Below are 19,047 nucleotides of genomic sequence, written 5' to 3'. Positions count from 1 at the left end.
TATCAATCAATTCTGAAATACTTACATAAGATTTCATCTATTTTATTAAATTAGAAAAATATAATTAACTATAAAATAATATGAAAAAAAATCAATTTAAAGCTTTACTCCTGTTTCCAACACTTCTATCTTTTGCATTTGTACACGCACAGACTCATGAAGAAAACATCTCTGCATATTTTAGAAATGAAAACAGTTTATCAAAAACACCTTTCCAATTAAAGGAATTTAAAATTTCGAATGTAGATACTTCAGAATCATTAAAAGGTGATGTTGTTGTCGTGCAACAAGAAATTGATGGTATTCCTCTATTTAGTAAATCAGCAACTTTCTTTATTAAAAAAAATAAGATAAATTATGTTGCTAATGGATTTAGTAATACAATTAATGTTAATAAAATTGCTAAAGCTAAACCAAGCATTAGCGAAATTAATGCTTTTACAGTTTTTGCAAATTCTATAAAATTAAAAGACAGTTCGTCTTACAAATCAAATAGAGAAACTACCCCGAGAAACTTATTAAAAAATAATCCATCTGAAAATATCAAAACTGACTTAGTTTATTTTCAAAAGGAAAATGAAGCCAGATTAGCCTATAAAATTACATTCAATGAAAAAGGCACCTCTAATAGTTGGTTAGCAATTGTAGATGCTAATAATTCTGAAATTTTATTTCAATTAAACACAACTATTTTTGATCATTTCCATAAACAAGATTTATTTCTTTCACAAGATTATGATTCAGAAAATGCAAAAAAAACTGTTGCTTTTCCTTTAAATAAATCAATAAACAGTCGAACTTATGTTGGTGCAAAATATAATGTTTTTAAACTGCCTGTTGAAGCTCCAACTTTTGGAAATAGAAGTATTGTAAACGAACCTTTTAATGATTCTTTTGCCCCTTTTGGATGGAATGACACAAAAAATCCTGATTTTGAAGATCTTAAAGAATACACTGTAGGAAATAATGTTGTTGCTTATTCAGACGAAGAAGGGAAAGATAATCTAATGGATCTTAGTCAACTTGCTCATGGTGGAACTGATAAAAACTTTGATTTTTCGTTTGACATAAATTCTCCAGTTTCAACGTATCGAGATGCATCTATTACCAATCTATTTTATATGAATAATGTCTTACACGACATTGCTTATCAATTTGGTTTTACAGAAACTGCAAGAAATTTTCAATTCAATAATAACAACAAGGGTGGTGAAGAAAACGATTTTGTTATTGCAGAGGCTAGAGATGGTGGAGGTTACAATAACGCAAATTTCCAAGTAGGTAGTGATGGTAATCCTAGTAAAATGCAAATGTATTTATGGTCGCCCAAATTTGTAAGTGGAATTGAAGTAAATTCTCCTCAACAAATTGAAAATTTTTCTACTAACACTGCTTATCCAGCAGATATTTTAGACTTTCCAAAAGAAGGTATTACTGGAGATATTGCTGTTGCATTACCAGAAAATGGATGCTCTGAGATAACAAATGCTGAGAATTTAAAAGATAAAATTGCACTAATAAAAAGAGGTGACTGTACTTTTCAAGAAAAATATATCAATGCTATTAATACTGGTGCAAAAGCAATTATTTATTACAATGCGACAGATTCACAAACTATCGGCAGTTTTGGTTCTGGAGCGCTTGATCCAGAAGCTCCAGCATATTATTCAGTTCTTATTGATCATAAAGGAGGTGAAGAATTAGTAACTGCTTTAAACACTTATTCAAATATCAATGTAACACTTAGTAAAGACTTTTCTTCAGTAGCTCAACCTGATGGCAGCTTAGATAATGGTATTATTGCACATGAATATACACATGGAATTTCAAATCGTTTAACAGGCTTAGGAGATGGTAGTTGTTTAATGTACACTGAATCTAATGAACAAATGGGCGAAGGTTGGTCAGATTATTTAGCCTTAATGCTTACTTTAAAACCTACAGATAATAAAACTATACCTCGAGGTATTGGTTCTTATGCAGTTAATCAAGAAACAACAGGTTTAGGTATTCGACCAGCAAAATATTCTCCTGATTTTAATATTAACAATTTTACGTATGGTAAAACAAACGGAATGGAAGTTCCTGCAAGTATGTTTGGAGTAACAATTGGTACAGCTCCAGATGTTCATAGTATAGGTTTTGTATGGGCTACAATGTTATGGGATTTAACATGGAATTATGTAGAAAAATATGGTTACAATAACGATATTACTGCAGATAAAAATAGTGGAACAGCAAGAGCTTTACAACTTGTAATGGATGGAATGAAATTACAAAAATGTAACCCTTCTTTTATAGATGGACGTGATGCTATTTTAGCCGCTGATGAAGTACAAACAGGTGGAGAAAATAAATGTTTAATTTGGAATTCTTTTGCAAAAAGAGGTTTAGGAATTAATGCTTCTCCTGGTGGGTTGAATGGTGCTTGGTATAATAATACTGGAGAATCTAATCCAGATCTTCATGATCAAGTTGAAAATTTTAACGTCCCAAAAGAATGTGAACTTACTACAACAGAAATCAACAAGGATAAACAACTAATTGTTTCTCCTAATCCTGCAAAAGATGAAATTTTTATTAATGCTAAAACTTTAAAAGGAAATTACAATATTAAAATTTATAACATGACAGGCATTTTGGTAAAAGATTTAAATTACAATCCTGCTCATCAAAAATCTATTCATGTATCAAACCTAGCAAATGGAGTTTATGTGATTAAAATAGATGGCGAAAAAATTAGCCATTCTCAAAAATTAATCATTAAAAAATAACCAAAAAAGAGCCGCTTATAAAAGCGGCTCTTTTTATATTAATTGTCCCGCCCTAAAACATCTTATAATTTTAGGATTAATCCTAATGAAAATCAATTGAAAGGAGCCATTTTTTCAAAAGAGAATTTGATTGGATTAGTACAACATTTAGGTTTGAAAATAGAATAAATAAAAAAGCAGGTTAATTAAAAATTTAACCTGCTTTTTTATTTATTCTATTTTCATTAATTATGCCCCAAATAAATTTGGAAACCTACAGCTATCCCTAAACCATTTTGTGCTTGTGCGTTTGCTAAATTAGATTTTGAATAATTATATCCAACCATTCCTTCTAACGCTACATTTCTCGATACAAAGTGTGCATAACCTGCATTTATCCCAAAACCAAATGATGTATCTGAAACTCCACCACTTTTAGCTCCTGTTATACCAACCTCACCTTGTCCAAAGAATCGTCCTGTAGAACTTGCTCCTTCTGGAAAATAATAACACGCAAATGGCATTAATTTATATTGGTAAATATTATCACCTCCTTTAACAGTTTGTAAACCAAATCCTGTTGTAAGACCAACTGCAATTCCATCAGAAACAAAATATCCTGCTTGTGGATTTAAGTTAATATTAAAGTTTTCTCCTTCAAAAGAGTATCCTAAAGAACCAATTGATCCTCCTACTAACCAATTTCCTTGTTTAATCGGTGTTGATCCAACATTAGCAGAAGTTTGAGGAGTTTTAATTTCTTGTGAAAATGCTGAAGTTGCAAATACTCCAAGCACTAATGTTAAAAATACTTTTTTCATAATTTGTTGATTTTACGAGTTAAAGGACACAAATTATGCCAAAACCTTAAAATCATGTTAAAATAATTTAACCATATTTTGTTCAATTTTAATATAAAGACTTGTTGTAAAGTTACTTTTTATGACAACAATTGATAAATTTTAATAATTATATCAATTTAACTATTTTTAACTTGCAGCACATTTAAATGTATAAAAAATTGAACTATAAAGTCTCTTTTTTACTTTTTCTAATTCTATCATAATACTTCAAATAAGATGAAAAAAATATTATTCGCTGCCAGTATTTTGGCTACAATTGGCCTTTCTACTACTAATGCACAATTCGCTTCTGAATATGATGGCGGAATGGTTATAAAATTAAATCCTGAAGGAAATAAATATATACGTTTTATGTTTTGGGGACAAACTTGGTTTCAAGATTATGAAGGAAAGCATCAAAATGATGGTTTTTCAGTAAAAAGAGCACGTATAATGGCATATTCTCAAGTTAATGATCGCTTTATGATTGTAACCCATTTTGGTGCAAACGGAATTTATGATAATAACCTTTCTCCAATGGGAAAAAGTTCTGATGTTTCTCTTTTCTTACATGAAATGTATGGTCAATACAAAGTTACAGACAATTTACATATTGGTGCGGGATTAGCTAATATTGGTGGAATTTCTCGTGGTAATGGACAAGGTACGATTAATATGTTAACATTAGATAATAATCGTGCCGATGCTTCTACTCTAGGTCTATCTGACCAATTTGGAAGTCATTTAGGTATTTTTGCAAAAGGACGATTAGGAAAATTAAATTATCGATTACAATTAAGCGATGCTATTACAAATACATTAGTCGGAAACTCAAACACTAAGCTAGAAAATGGAGAAGAAAAATATTTAGGTAAAGCTATTCTACAAGAAGGAAAATATGCTATTTCTGGATATTTTGATTATCAATTTTTGGATCAAGAATCGAATATGTTACCTCCACGAGTTGGAACGTATTTAGGCACAAAAAAAGTATTTAACATTGGAGCTGGATTCTTTAATCAGAATAAAGCTATTGTTAAGAAAGAAAATGATCAACTAGTTGGAAAAAATGTAACACACATCGCTGTTGACGCTTTTTATGATGCACCTATTGGTCAGTCTTCATCAATTACTGCGTATCTAAAATACCAAAATTCGAAAATGGGTGATAATTATTTACAAGGAAATGTTGTAGGTAATGGAAACCAATTTTCTGGTCATGTAGGTTATCTTTTACCTAAAAATATAAAAGAAGGTGAAGGTCAATTCCGCAATAGAATTCAGCCTTATGTTGCGTATTCTTATCGTGATTTTAAAGGATTAATAAAACCTGCAAATGAATTAAAACTTGGTGGAAATTGGTATGTGGACGGACAAAATGCTAAAATTTCTGTAGAATATCAAAAATCTTTTGATCAACCAAAAAATATGGATGATATGATTACCGTTCAAGCTATGATTTTCTTGTAATATATAAACCTTTCATTTAGAAAGTTTTTTTTACTTATCTTAGTTTCATGAGAAGCTTTGCTTATATTATATTTTTCTTATTTTCATGTTCAAATCATTCAAAAATCGAACAAGGCACATATTTAAATAAAATTGGAAAGTATCATTTAGAATATACAATAAAAGGAAAAGGACCTCTTTTAATTGTAGGGCATCCTACTTCTGGTAAAATAGCATATGAAGGCTCACTTCAACCATTAGAAAAATATTTTACTGTTGTCTATTATAATGCACGTGGAATAGGAAAATCTGACACTCCTCCTACATATGATGAATATCAAGATAAATTTCTAATTCAAGAAATTAATGATTTAAGAAAAAAATTAAACTCTGATAAGGTTTGGTTATTTGGGCATTCAGATCAAAGTGCTTTAGCATTGCAATATGCTGTAGATTATCCTAGACATGTAAATGGATTGATTCTTTCTGGAACTGGATACATAGATAGTTACGAAGAAATTATTGAGGATAGAAAAGTTTTTGAAATGAAACGAAAGAATACAGAAAAATGGTTTCAACAAGTTGTGAATGATTGGGATTATATGTTAAAATTTCAAACTAAAACAGATTCTTTGGGTAGAGATTTGACTTATGCTCCTCTTAAATGGTGGTGTTATGATGAAAGTTCTTTTCAAAAAGTAAAACCTATTTATGATTCTATAATAAAAATAGGTAAACGAAGAGAAGTTTCAAATCAAGTGAATTCTTACTCAACTGAACATAATATAAAAAATTACATTCCTTATCAACCTAAATTCAATCAAATAAAAGTTCCAATCTTAATTATCAATGGTAAATATGACACTAATAATTCTCCTAAAAAGGTAGAAAAACTACATCATGCTTTACCAAATTCAGATTTATATATAATTGATAAATCTGGCCATTTTCCTTGGATTGAACAATATGAAGAATCCTTTAAAATTATTGAAGAATGGTTAATTAAACAGCTCTAAAAATGTTTAATTGTTCAACTTTCATCACGATAGAAAGTAATTTAAAACGTTTAATAATATATAAATATCTTTTTAAAATAGCCCTAAAACAAGTCTTTTTTATGTGACAGCTTTTAAAAAACAACATCTATCTTTGTTAGAACATGTGAATTAAAAGCTTATTGAAAAATGAATCTTATTACAAAGTACAGCAAAGTTTTTGCAACTGCACTTCTTGTACAGGCGAGCTTTGCTCAAAACTCCACAATCGAAAATCCATTTACTCACAGTTTAGGTGGTTTCAATTATGGATCTAAAGATTCTCCAGACGGTAACGAATGGGAATCTCCAATGAATTTATCCTTTAATAAAGAATTACCTAAGAGTTATTTCTTCTCTTTCGAAAATCAAAATCAAGCTGTAAAGCTTTTACCAGAAAATAGTCCATATTGGATGAATTTAAACGGTACTTGGAAATTTAATTGGGTAAAAACACCTGACGAAAGACCTAAAAATTTTTACGAAAACAATTTTGACACCTCTACTTGGGACGATGTTCCTGTTCCAATGAGTTGGAATATTTTCGGAATCCAGAAAAATGGAGATTTAAAATATGGTGTTCCAATTTATGTCAATCAAAAAGTTATTTTTCAACACGCTGTAAAAGTTGATGATTGGAGAGGTGGTGTAATGAGAGAGCCTAACAAAGATTGGACAACTTATATTTACCGAAACGAAGTTGGTTCGTATAAACGTTCTTTTGATGTTCCTAAAAATTGGGATGGACGAGAGATTTTCATCAATTTTGATGGTGTAGATTCATTTTTCTATTTATGGATTAATGGAAAATATGTTGGTTTCTCCAAAAACTCTCGAAATTTAGCATCATTTAATATCACACCATTTCTTAATAAAAAAGGAGAAAATTCTGTTGCTGTCGAAGTCTACAGAAATTCGGATGCTTCATTTTTAGAAGCGCAAGATATGTTTCGACTACCAGGAATTTTCCGTACAGTTTCGTTAACTTCAAAACCAAAAGTTCAAATTAGAGATATTGTTGCAATTCCTGAAGTTACAAATAACTACAAAGATGGTGAACTAAATATTTCGGCTGATATCCAAAATTTAACTAAAAAAGCTGCAAAAGGTTATAAAATTGCTTACACACTTTATCAAAATAAATTATATAGTGACGAAACCGAAAAAGTAGCTACAACAGAATATATTTTCAATTCAGATGCTGTAACAATCGATCCTAATTCTTCTTCTATTTACAAGCAAACGCTAAAACTGAAAAATGCAAATCTTTGGTCTGCCGAGCGTCCATATCGTTATACATTAGTTGGAGAATTAAAAGATGCTAAAAACAAAACAATCGAAACTATTTCGACAAATGTTGGGTTTAGAAAAGTTGAAATTAAGGATACTAAGTCCGAAGATGATGAATTTGGATTAGCTGGACGTTATTTCTATGTAAATGGAAAAACAGTGAAGCTGAAAGGTGTTAACCGTCACGAAACAAATCCTGAAAAAGGTAAAGTTGTGACTCGTCAACAAATGGAAGAGGAAATACAGCTAATGAAGCGTGCGAATATCAATCATGTTCGTAATTCACATTATCCAGATGATCCGTATTGGTATTATTTATGTGACAAATATGGTATTTATTTAGAGGATGAAGCTAATTTAGAAAGTCATCAATATTATTACGGGGAAGCTTCTTTATCTCATCCTAAAGAATGGAAAGATGCACACGTTGCACGAAATTTAGAAATGGTTCATGCGACAATAAATCATCCTTCTATTGTCATTTGGTCTTTAGGAAATGAAGCTGGACCTGGGAATAATTTTGTTGAAGCTTACAATGCGATCAAAAAAGTAGACACTTCTCGTCCAGTACAATATGAGCGTAACAATGCAATTGTAGATATGGGATCTAATCAATATCCTTCTATTAGCTGGGTTCGTAATGCTGTACAAGGAAATTATAATTTAAAATATCCTTTCCATATTTCCGAATATGCACATTCAATGGGAAATGCTTCAGGAAATTTGATTGACTATTGGGAAGCTATGGAATCGACTAACTTCTTTATGGGTGGTGCAATTTGGGATTGGGTAGACCAAGCAATGTATTACTATGATAAAGAAACTGGAGAAAAATTTCTTGCTTATGGTGGTGATTTTGGTGACAAACCTAATGATGGAACTTTTGTAAATAATGGATTAATTTTCGCTGATAGAAAAGAAAAACCTGCATATTGGGAAGTAAAAAAAGTGTACCAAAATGTTGGAGTAAAACCAATAAATATTCTAAATGGTGAAATTGAGATATTCAATAAAAACTATTTTATTTCTTTGGAAGATTTTACACCAGAATGGGCTTTATATGAAGACGGAATTGAAATTGAAAGAAGTACAGCTTTTATTGGACCTAAAAAAATCATTGGACCAAGAGAAAAACAAATCGTTCGCCTACCAATTAATCAATCAAAATTAAAACCTACATCTGAATATTTTGTAAAAATTCAATTCAAGCTAAATCAAGATCAATTGTGGGCGAAAAAAGATTATGTTCAAATGGAAGAACAAATTTTTGTGAAAGCCGCAGAACAAATTCCTACAATTGAAGAAGTTCAACAATCAGAAAAGGTTAAAGTTACAGATACTGAAAAATTCAAAACGATTTCTGGTAAAGGTTTTTCTGTAAAATTTGATAACCAAACCGGAACTATTTATAGTTTAAATTACAATAATCAAACGATTATCAAAGATGGTGAAGGTCCAAAATTAGATGCATTTAGAGCGCCAATGGATAATGATAACTGGGCTTATCAACAATGGTTTCAAAAAGGTTTACACAATCTAAAACATCATGTATTATCATCTACTGCGTACGCAAGAAAAGACGGAGTTATTGTTTTATCTTACGTTGTAGAATCTCAAGCTCCAAATAGTGCTACATTATTAGGAGGTACATCTGGAAAATTTAAACTAGAAGAACATAAAGATCAAACTTTGGGTGAAAATGACTTCAAATTCACTTCAAATCAAGTTTGGACAATTTATGCAGATGGTTCTATCGAATTATCATCAAGTATTACTTCAAATGATGAATCTGTTGCATTAGCACGTTTAGGCTATGAACTAAAATTGCCAGAAAATTTAAGTAACTATAATTATTATGGACGTGGTCCAATTAATAATTACGCCGATCGTAAAACAGCTCAAAATATCGAGTTACATAAAAGTACAGTGAAAGATCAATTTGTAAATTGGCCAAATCCACAAAGTATGAGTAACAACGAAGATGTACGATGGAGTTCTTTAACTGATGCTTCTGGAAATGGAGTTGTTTTTGTAAGTAAAGATTTAATGTCGACTTCTGTTTTACCTTGGAGCGAATTAGAATTAACTTTAGCTTCTCATCCACATAAATTACCAAAAAGTAATGGAACATACATGCATTTAGATGCGGGTGTTACAGGTTTAGGAGGAAACAGTTGTGGACAAGGACCGCCATTGGAACAAGATCGTGTAAAACCAAATGCGACAATTTTTGGGTTTATTATTCGCCCAATTCAAAATAGTAACTATTCTACTCAAACAAAAGTAAAAGGAGCTGGAGATTCACCACTTGTAATTACGCGCAATAAAGTTGGAGAAGTTACAATTATGAGCCAAAATCAAAACGCAGATTTGTATTATAAAATCGGAAATCATAAAGAAACGAAGTATACAGAACCTTTCAAATTAAGAGACACTAACACTATACTTGCTTGGGATAGGAATAATCCAAATATCAAAGTTTCGTCTAAATTTACAAAAATAGAAACAATTCCATTACAAGTTGTTTTTGCGTCAAGTCAAGAAACTGGCGAAGGAGATGCTGCAAATCTGGTTGATGGAAATCTAAACTCTATTTGGCACACCATGTACTCTGTAACAGTTGCTCAATATCCGCATTGGGTTGATTTTGATGCAGGAGAATTTAAAATGATGAAAGGATTTACGTACTTACCTCGCCAAGATGGTGTCAATGGAAATATCAAAGACTATAAAATTCAAATTAGTTTAGATGGTAAAAACTGGAGCAATACGATTAAGGAAGGTTCTTTCGAAAAAAACACTAAACTACAAACAATTTTATTTGACAAACCAATTCGCGGAAGATACATTCGTTTTACAGCTTTAAGTTCCCAAAATGGACAAGATTATGCTGCTGGATCAGAATTTGGTGTTTTAGTGAACTAAAATTTTATTCCTAATAATTTTAAAAGAAATTCATATCATGCAATACTGGTATGAATTTCTTATTTTTATGCTTTATATTTCAATTTAATATCACTAAAAAATGTCTTCAAATCGATATCCACAACGCATTGTTTGTTTAACCGAAGAAGGAACCGAGATTTTGTATAATATCAACGAACAACATCGTTTAGTAGGTATTAGTGGCTTTACGTATCGTCCTCCGCAAGCAAGAAAAGAGAAACCAAAAGTTTCGACTTTTTTGGATGCAAAATTTGAAGAAATCATTGATTTAAAACCTGATTTGGTTATTGGTTATTCTGATTTACAGGCTGATATTGCAGCAGAATTAATCAAAAGAGGAGTAAATGTGTTTATCTTTAATCACAGAACAGTTGAAGAAATTTTAAATATGATTATTCAATTTACTTCTTTAATTGGTTGTCAAGATAAAGGATTGGAATTAGTTGAATCTTATGAAAAAAGAATTGAAACCATAAAACAACAAGCTTCACTTCTTCCCTATCATCCAACAGTTTTTTTTGAAGAATGGGACGAACCTATTATTTCTGGAAGCGCTTGGGTAAATGATTTGATTGAAATCGCAGGTGGAAAATTAGCTTTTCCTGAACTTAAAAATAAAGCTTTAGCTAAAGACCGTATTTTGTTGGATGAACAGGTAATAGAACGAAATCCTGAAATTATTATTGGTTCGTGGTGTGGTAAAATGTTTAAGCCTGAAAAAGTAAAACAACGTCTTGGTTTCGAAAGCGTAAAAGCGGTTCAGAATAACCATTTATACGAAATAAAATCTGAATTGATTTTACAACCTGGTCCAGCTGCTTTAACGGATGGTTTGGATAAAATTGTAGAGATTATTAGAAATTATAAATAAATATGGATCCAGATTTTTTAATTTTATATACTAAAGTAATTATAGTCCTTCACTTCGTATTCGATATTTTATTATTAATTATTTCTATTGTTGCTCACGGAAAAAAAATAAGTTTTAGTAATAATCTAATTTTCATTACCATTTCTATATTACTATTATCAATAATAAGATTATCTATAAAAAACTACCTTGGTATTTCATTTTATGAACTAAATATAGTAACAAATATTCTTGAAAAACTTTTATATATATCTTTTGGAATTATCTTAATTCTTGGTATTTCTAAATTAAAAATTAATAAAGAAGAATAAAAAGACCGAGTTAATTATCAAGATTTATAATAACTGCGCTTTTTGAAATATTGAATAGAAATAATCTTTATTTGGAACAAAACCTTTGTATCTAATTACCAACCATTTATTATTTTCTTTTCCTGTTATAAAACTACCAACAATTCCATTATTATAATTCACAACGAAAACAATAGATAAATTAAGTTCATAATAATTTCCCACATCATCTATCTTAAACAATCTAAATTTTTCATTTTTAAATTCAATATCCATAAAAAATTTAAGTTGAACCTTTGTTGAATCATCCAATATTAATGAACCATTTCTTTTCTTATCACTAAAATCAAAAATGAGTTGATTATTTTGAGAAGAATATGAATAAAAGCTATCTTGTATAGATATTTTATTATTTACATTGTAGTTTTTCACTTTAAAATAAAAATTACCTTTTAAATACAATTTATCACATGAATTATTTGCAGAAACAATAAGAAGTATAGGCTTCTCCTCTATTTGATTATTTATAAAATAATCATCATAAACACACTCTTCTTTATTACAACCAAATAAAATGAACCCTAAAATAAATATTATAAATTTATTCATAGATTTAGTTTTACTAAATATATCAAAAAAATCCCGCTAAAAGCGGGATTTAAATTATTGAATAATATTTACTTCTCTGACTAATGTTACACCATATTTGGTTTTCACATCTTCTATAATTCGTTCAGATAAATCATATATTTCGCGTCCGGTAGCATTTCCGTAATTCACCAAGACCAATGCTTGTTTATCGTGAACACCCGCATCACCAAAACGTTTTCCTTTCCAACCAGCGTGTTCTATTAACCAACCAGCAGCTAATTTTACACCTGAATCAGTTTTGAAATGAGAAATTTCTGGATGAAGTTTTTCGATCTCAACAAATTCTTCGTTAGAAATCACAGGATTTTTAAAGAAACTTCCCGAATTTCCTATTTGCGAAGGATCTGGTAATTTACTTTGACGAATTTTGATCACAGCAGCACTAATCTCTTGAATCGTTGGATCAAAAATTTGTTCCTTTTCCAATTCAGATTTTATTGCACCATAATCAACATGAAGCTTATGATTATTCTTTGTCAACTTAAACGTAACTGCAACTAATACAAATTGACCTCTCAATTCATTTTTAAAAACAGATTCTCTATAACCAAACTGACACTCTTCATTTGTAAAAGTTCGCTCATCACCCGTTTCTAAAACTAATGTTTGAACTTCTTCAATATAATCTTTTACTTCTACGCCATACGCTCCAATATTTTGCATCGGTGCAGTTCCTACATTTCCAGGAATCAACGAAAGATTTTCTAATCCTCCGAAATCATTTTGCAACGTCCATTCAACGAAATTGTGCCAATTTTCGCTTCCTTGCGCTTTTACGTACACAAAATCGTCATCTTCGTTGATAATTTCGATTCCTTTCAAATTCAGTTTTAACACAATTCCAGGAAAATCGTCTACAAAAAGCATATTACTTCCTCCTCCTATAAATAAAATAGGCAAATCTTTTTGACGACGAAAAACCAATACTTTTCGTAAATCTTGAATAGTTGCTACATCAGCAAAATACTTTGCTTTCGCTTCTATTCCGAATGTGTTATATAATTTTAATGAATAATTTTCGATGATATCCATTTTCAAATTTTTATTTCTAATTATTGTTGTCATTCTGAGCTTGTCGAAGAAGCTTTAATTTGTTTTCGACAGGCTCAAACTGACAGAATTTATTATTTAGATAAGAAACTCAACGAATTTCGTATTTCTAAATTATCGTGTTGTTCCAGGATATTGCTCTAAAGCTTCTTTTAAGATTTCGACAGAACGAACTAAATCTTCTTCTTTCAATACATACGCCAAACGAACTTCTTGTATTCCTGAATTTGGAGTTGAATAAAATCCTGCTCCTGGTGCTAACATCACAGTTTCTCCATTTGATGAAAAAGATTCTAATAACCAAATTGCAAATTTCTCTGCACTATCAACGGGTAATTGAATCATACAGTAAAATGCTCCTTTTGGATTTGGACAAACAACACCTGGAATTTGTTGTAAACCTTCTACCAAAGTATTGCGACGTTTTAAATATTCTGTACGACAATCTTCAAAATAAGTTCCTACATTTCTATGTGCTAATGTTGCAATGTACTGAGAAATTTCAACTGGACTTAAACGAGCTTGCGCATATAACATAGCGGCTTTTAAGAACTTCTTATTACGTGTAATTAATGCTCCAGAACGAGCACCACATAAAGAAAAACGTTTCGATTCAGAATCAATTACAATTGCATTATCTTTTAATTCTGGGAAACTTAAAACTGATGTAAATTCTTCTTCTGTGTATAAATATTCTGCATAGACTTCATCTGCAATCAAATAAATATCATGTTCTAAAACTAAATCTTTCAATTGATTTAATTCTTCTTTCGAATATACATAACCAGTCGGATTTCCTGGATTACAAATTAAAATTGCACGTGTTTTATCCGTAATTTTTTTTGCAAATTCTTCAACAGCTGGTAAAGCAAAATTATTTTCGATCGTAGATGGAACTGGAACAATATTTACATCATTTTCACAAGTAAATCCGTTATAATTTGCATAAAAAGGTTCTGGAATAATAATTTCATCCCCAGGATTAGCAATAATTCCAAAAATAAATAATAACGCTTCAGATCCTCCTAAAGTAGCAATAAAATTCTCAGGAGTTAAATCTATTCCACGATTTGTGAAATAATCTGCCAATGCTTGACGATATTCTAATGTTCCTTCTGAATGTGTATAAGAAATAATGTTAGATGGAAAATTTTTCAATCCTTCTAAAACAGCTTTTGGAGATTCAATATCCGGTTGACCAATATTTAGATAATAAACTTTAGTTCCTCTTTGTTTTGCTGCATCAGCGTATGGCACCAACTTTCTGATAGGAGAAGCTGGCATATTTTGTGATTTTTCAGATAATATTAACATTTATTGTAATTTTTTAATTTTGAATTTAATTCTTTGGTATTGTTTTTGTAATTTTAAAGTGTAAATATAAAAAACGTTTAATCTCAAAAAAAACTTTATTATGAGTAAATTAAATAATGCAACTAAATTATTGGCAGGTTTAGCAATCGGAACAGCAATAGGAGCAGTAGTAGGTTTATTATATGCACCAGAATCAGGAAAAGACACGCGTAAAAAATTAAGAAAAGAAGCTGACAAATACAAAAAAGAGTTAGACAAATACGCAAATGATTTTTCTGATAAAGCGAAAAAAACTAAAAAAGAATTAGAAGCTAAATTAGAAGAAGTTAAAGCAAAATTAGCTGAGCAAAAAGATGAATTTGTTTCTAAAGCTAAAGAAGCTGGAAAAGATTTAAAATCTAAAGCTAACCAAACAAAAGAAGATTTAAAAGACGAATTTCAAGAAAACGTAGGAGTTTAATCTCGTTTTTGCAATAATCCTAAGAAATTATAATTAAATTTGTCTGAACTAAATCAATTTTTATGTTTAATGAACTAAAAGTTTATATTAATAATAGAATAACTTTAGCTAAATATGATCTCGTAGATTCGCTGAGTAATATGTTAGCGAGTGGTATTTATGTATTAATAATTGCCGTATTTTCTTTATTTCTATTACTATTAGGAAGTTTAGCATTAGGATTTATTTTAGGAGGTTATTTTAATGATACAGGATTAGGTTTTCTTGCTGTAACTGGAATTTATTTCTTAATGATGGTATTTTCTATTCTATTTAGAAAGAAATTAAAACTTTTCTTGACAAATATTGCCGTAGAAAACGCTATGGAAGCAATGTCTAACCATGATGATGACGAAGACGAGGATGAAGAATAAGGAACAAATATCTGCGATAAAAAATTTAGACGATTTGCGAATGGCAAAACGAAAACTAAAATTACAAATGAAAGTTGCCGAAAACAAGCACGAAAATTCATTTGTCAACAAAGCAGTTAATCTTGTAACCAGTTTAAAATCTGATACAAGTTTCACTTCTTCTAAAGTTGAAAGTGCATTAAATTGGGCTGGAGATAGAGCTTCCAAAAAATATCCAATGAAAGGAATAACAAAAATTGTTATTTCGGGATTGATTATGATAGCAGTACCTATTATTACGAGTAAAATACAGGAATATATAGAAGAAAAACTATAAAAAAATATTTATAAAAATGCCTTACAGAAATGTAAGGCATTTTTTTGTGCTATTATTTTAAACATGACTAATATTTCTCGTGAAAATATTCGTTTTCAATTATAATGAAAAAAACCGCTTTCAACGAACTTAAAGATTGTTGATTAATTTTTCGGAAGTATAATGTAAGATTCAAATCAAAAAATTATAATGCTCATCAGTCATCAAACTACAAAAGCATACAATAAATCTATCCCACATTTGTCTTTCGCAGTGATAAAGTTGTGAGGATATTTTCGATAATCTTATCTTCTTTTTGTTCAAGAAAAAAGTTTTTAGTAATTAATTTTATCATAAACTTAAACCTTATTTAAGGTTTAAAATGGAAACAACATAAAATATGATACAAAAAATCCGAAGAAAATAAATTCCTTCGGATATAAATTTTATTTAATAACTGTCAAGCTATTTTAGGACTAGTCAAATCAATTCTTAAATACTATGATATTTAAAACTTTGTTCGTTTTTAATTGTTTTTACTGATTCATAAATCAATTCAATTACATTTTTTACATCAGACTGATGAACCATTTCAACTGTCGTATGCATGTAACGTAATGGCAACGAAATTAAAGCAGACGGAACACCGCCATTACTATAAGCAAAAGCATCAGTATCTGTACCTGTTACACGAGAACTTGCAGCTCTTTGGAAAGGAATATTATTTTTCTCAGCAGCGTCAATTATTAACTCACGTACATTGTTTTGTACAGCAGGCGCATAATACACAACTGGACCGTCTCCACATTTCTGTTCTCCTTCTTTCGACTTTGTAATCATAGGTGTAGTTGTATCATGCGTTACATCTGTAATAATAGCGACATTTGGTTTGATTGTTTGTGTAATCATTTCTGCCCCACGTAATCCAACCTCTTCCTGAACTGCGTTTACAACATACAATCCAAAATCCAATTGGTCTTTATTTTCAGCTAATTTGCGGGCAACCTCAGCAATCATGAACCCTCCCATTCTATTATCAATTGCGCGACAAACGAAATAACGATCATTCAATGTAAAAAACTCATCAGGATAAGTAATTACACAACCAACATGAATTCCTAGTTCTAAAACTTCTTCTTTTGAAGTACAACCTGTATCAATCCAAATTTTATCTGGCGTTGGTGCTTCATCTTTTCCTGCTTGACGTAAATGAATAGCCGGCCAACCAAAAACTCCTTTTATAATTCCTTTCTTTGTATGAATATTTACAACTTTAGAAGGCGCAATCATATGATCTGATCCTCCGTTTCGAATCACATAAATCAATCCATCATCAGAAATATAATTTACGAACCAAGAAATTTCATCCGCATGGGCTTCAATTACCACTTTATATTTCGCTTCAGGATTGATAACTCCATAAGCAGATCCGTAATTATCTGTTCTTACTTCATCTACATAAGGTTTAATATAATCCATCCAAACTTTCTGTCCTTCACTTTCAAAACCAGTTGGTGAAGCTGTATTTAAATATTTCGTCAAAAAATCCAACGATTGTTGATCAAACAAATTATTTGTACTCATTTTAGTTTATTTATCTAACAAATGTACTAATTTTAGGAACAATTTTTGAACTAATTCTAGTATGAAATATTTTATCTATCAGTTAACTTTAATGCTCTCAATATTTGGATTTTCTAATCTAAATGCTCAAATTTTTGGATTAGATTTAGGTGGAAAAAATCCTTCTCAAGAAATAAAAAATGATTCATTAAATCTTGATGAATTATCTTTTAGCCCTTTTGATACAATTCATTTGAATGAATCAAAATTTTATTCAGTTCAACTAAAAACAGATTTAGAAAAAAAATATTATTTATGGTTAAGAAAACGTGTTCGTGATGTTTGGCCATATGTACGAACTACAGTAAGAGAATATAATTATGTTTCAGACACCATTCAGACAATGGATAAAAAACGTGAGAAAAAGCGTTTTATAAAATCCCGACAAAAAGATTTGGCTGACCAATTTGAGAATCAATTAAAAAATATGTCAAGTTCTCGTGGACAAATTTTAACCAAATTAATTTACAAAGAAACTGATAAAACTACATACGATATTATTAAAGAATTACGTGGTGGATTAAATGCATTTCTTTACCAAGCAGCAAGTGGCGCATTTGATATTGACTTGAAGCAAACCTATGATCCAAAACGAACAAGAGAAGATTTATACATTGCTGTGATTCTTCAACGAGATTTTGCAGATGGTGTTTTAAAACCTGTAAACGAAGATTAATCTATCTTTAATACTACCTTTTATAATAATATTCTGTTTTTTTATTATATTTGATTTTAATAAAGGGAAAAAACGTGGGAAACAATATAAAAAGAATTGGTGTATTAACCTCTGGAGGTGATGCGCCAGGAATGAATGCGGCCTTACGTGCCGTAGTAAGAGCATGTAAGTACTACGATATCAAGTCTGTAGGTATCCGTCAAGGTTACGAAGGTTTGATAAACAATGATATGATTGAGCTTGGACCTCGTTCAGTAAAAAACATTATTAATCAAGGTGGTACAATTCTTAAAACTGCACGTTCTTTAGAGTTCAAAACTGCTGAAGGTCGTCAAAAAGCTTACAATCATCTTAAACAAAATAACATCGATGCTTTAGTTATAATTGGTGGAGATGGTTCTTTTACAGGTGCAAACATTTTTCACAAAGAATTTGGTGTTCCTTTCATAGGAATTCCAGGAACAATTGATAACGATATTTTCGGGACAGATTTTACAATAGGATACGATACTGCTTTAAATACTGTAATAGATGCAATTGATAAATTAAGAGATACTGCAACTTCACATGATCGTGTATTTTTTGTTGAAGTTATGGGTCGTGATGCAGGTTTTATTGCTTTAAACAGTGGAATTGCTTCAGGAGCGCAAGATATTTTAATCCCAGAACAACGTGATAGTGTTGAAGAATTATGTTCTTCATTAGAGCGTTCAGAAAAATCTGGAAAAAAATCGAGTATTGTTGTCGTTGCAGAAGGTGAAAAATTAGGTGGAGTTTTCGAATTAGCAAAACAAGTTCAAAATCGTCATCCAGAATATGATATCCGCGTAACTGTTTTAGGGCATATTCAACGTGGAGGATCTCCATCATGTCATGATCGTGTTTTAGCAAGTCGTTTAGGAATAGCCGCTGTAGAAGGTTTATTAGAAGGTCAAACCAACTTAATGGCTGGTATCCGCTCAAATAAAGTTGTCTTCACACCTATCGATGAAGCAATTAAAAAACATAACGAAATCGATATGGAATTAATCAAAGTTGCTAATATTTTAGCAATCTAGTCAAATTTAAAATATAAAGGGAAATTATATAT

The 19,047-nt window shown here is 30.4% G+C and carries 16 protein-coding genes; 11 read left to right on the top strand and 5 right to left on the bottom strand.

The genetic code is table 11. The features are described 5' to 3' along the window. The first annotated feature begins 80 nt into the window (after positions 1-80). On the top strand, positions 81-2,774 hold the full coding sequence (locus AC2I98_RS00585; RefSeq protein ID WP_486412712.1) for a T9SS-dependent M36 family metallopeptidase: 2,694 nt from the start codon (positions 81-83) through the stop codon (positions 2,772-2,774). Positions 2,775-2,998: 224 nt separating this feature from the next. On the opposite strand, the gene AC2I98_RS00580 is transcribed toward AC2I98_RS00585, so the two are convergent. Next, a complete protein-coding gene (locus AC2I98_RS00580) occupies positions 2,999-3,574 on the bottom strand; it encodes a hypothetical protein (RefSeq protein WP_486412711.1) in 576 nt (191 codons plus the stop codon). Between the two features lie 258 nt (positions 3,575-3,832). Between AC2I98_RS00580 and AC2I98_RS00575 the strand changes: the two genes are divergently transcribed. The 5 genes from AC2I98_RS00575 (at position 3,833) to AC2I98_RS00555 (ending at position 11,496) form a co-directional block, all read left to right on the top strand. After that, positions 3,833-5,065 (top strand): hypothetical protein, encoded by a 1,233-nt coding sequence (locus AC2I98_RS00575; RefSeq protein ID WP_486412710.1) that lies wholly within the window; start codon positions 3,833-3,835, stop codon positions 5,063-5,065. A 47-nt stretch (positions 5,066-5,112) separates the two neighbouring features. Then, positions 5,113-6,060, top strand: a complete 948-nt coding sequence (locus AC2I98_RS00570; RefSeq protein WP_486412709.1) for an alpha/beta hydrolase — start codon at positions 5,113-5,115, stop codon at positions 6,058-6,060. Positions 6,061-6,228: 168 nt separating this feature from the next. Beyond that, positions 6,229-10,293: a glycoside hydrolase family 2 TIM barrel-domain containing protein gene (locus tag AC2I98_RS00565; RefSeq protein ID WP_486412708.1), complete on the top strand. Its 4,065-nt coding sequence runs from the start codon at positions 6,229-6,231 to the stop codon at positions 10,291-10,293. Positions 10,294-10,393: 100 nt separating this feature from the next. Next, a complete protein-coding gene (locus tag AC2I98_RS00560) occupies positions 10,394-11,185 on the top strand; it encodes a cobalamin-binding protein (RefSeq protein WP_486412707.1) in 792 nt (263 codons plus the stop codon). A gap of 2 nt (positions 11,186-11,187) precedes the next feature. Beyond that, entirely contained in the window at positions 11,188-11,496 is a 309-nt protein-coding gene (locus AC2I98_RS00555) for a hypothetical protein (RefSeq protein ID WP_486412706.1), read from the top strand. Positions 11,497-11,520: 24 nt separating this feature from the next. Here AC2I98_RS00555 and AC2I98_RS00550 read toward each other — a convergent pair whose 3' ends face one another. From AC2I98_RS00550 to AC2I98_RS00540, 3 genes are all read right to left on the bottom strand, one after another. Then, positions 11,521-12,084 carry a hypothetical protein gene (locus tag AC2I98_RS00550; RefSeq protein WP_486412705.1) on the bottom strand — a complete coding sequence of 188 codons (564 nt, stop codon included), beginning with the start codon at positions 12,082-12,084 and terminating at the stop codon, positions 11,521-11,523. A gap of 54 nt (positions 12,085-12,138) precedes the next feature. Beyond that, positions 12,139-13,158, bottom strand: a complete 1,020-nt coding sequence (murB, locus tag AC2I98_RS00545) for a UDP-N-acetylmuramate dehydrogenase (protein WP_486414093.1) — start codon at positions 13,156-13,158, stop codon at positions 12,139-12,141. A gap of 132 nt (positions 13,159-13,290) precedes the next feature. Next, a complete protein-coding gene (locus AC2I98_RS00540; RefSeq protein WP_486412704.1) occupies positions 13,291-14,490 on the bottom strand; it encodes a pyridoxal phosphate-dependent aminotransferase in 1,200 nt (399 codons plus the stop codon). Between the two features lie 100 nt (positions 14,491-14,590). Between AC2I98_RS00540 and AC2I98_RS00535 the strand changes: the two genes are divergently transcribed. The 3 genes from AC2I98_RS00535 (at position 14,591) to AC2I98_RS00525 (ending at position 15,679) form a co-directional block, all read left to right on the top strand. Then, positions 14,591-14,950 (top strand): YtxH domain-containing protein, encoded by a 360-nt coding sequence (locus AC2I98_RS00535; protein WP_486412703.1) that lies wholly within the window; start codon positions 14,591-14,593, stop codon positions 14,948-14,950. A gap of 62 nt (positions 14,951-15,012) precedes the next feature. Beyond that, positions 15,013-15,363 carry a phage holin family protein gene (locus AC2I98_RS00530; RefSeq protein ID WP_486412702.1) on the top strand — a complete coding sequence of 117 codons (351 nt, stop codon included), beginning with the start codon at positions 15,013-15,015 and terminating at the stop codon, positions 15,361-15,363. Then, positions 15,353-15,679: a hypothetical protein gene (locus AC2I98_RS00525; RefSeq protein ID WP_486412701.1), complete on the top strand. Its 327-nt coding sequence runs from the start codon at positions 15,353-15,355 to the stop codon at positions 15,677-15,679. Before AC2I98_RS00530 ends, AC2I98_RS00525 begins: the two co-directional genes overlap by 11 nt. 471 nt (positions 15,680-16,150) lie before the next feature. Here the strand turns inward: AC2I98_RS00525 and AC2I98_RS00520 are convergent, their stop codons facing one another. Then, positions 16,151-17,242 (bottom strand): M42 family metallopeptidase, encoded by a 1,092-nt coding sequence (locus tag AC2I98_RS00520; RefSeq protein ID WP_486412700.1) that lies wholly within the window; start codon positions 17,240-17,242, stop codon positions 16,151-16,153. Positions 17,243-17,303: 61 nt separating this feature from the next. Between AC2I98_RS00520 and AC2I98_RS00515 the strand changes: the two genes are divergently transcribed. Beyond that, on the top strand, positions 17,304-17,957 hold the full coding sequence (locus tag AC2I98_RS00515) for a DUF4294 domain-containing protein (RefSeq protein WP_486412699.1): 654 nt from the start codon (positions 17,304-17,306) through the stop codon (positions 17,955-17,957). 131 nt (positions 17,958-18,088) lie between these two features. After that, positions 18,089-19,015 (top strand): 6-phosphofructokinase, encoded by a 927-nt coding sequence (pfkA, locus tag AC2I98_RS00510; protein ID WP_486414092.1) that lies wholly within the window; start codon positions 18,089-18,091, stop codon positions 19,013-19,015. The last annotated feature ends 32 nt before the right edge of the window (positions 19,016-19,047 follow it).

It is taken from the genome of Empedobacter sp. EJD.6dd (assembly GCF_057369435.1).
Note: the sequence above shows the minus strand (reverse complement) of the source record. Positions and strands in the feature narration are given on the sequence as shown.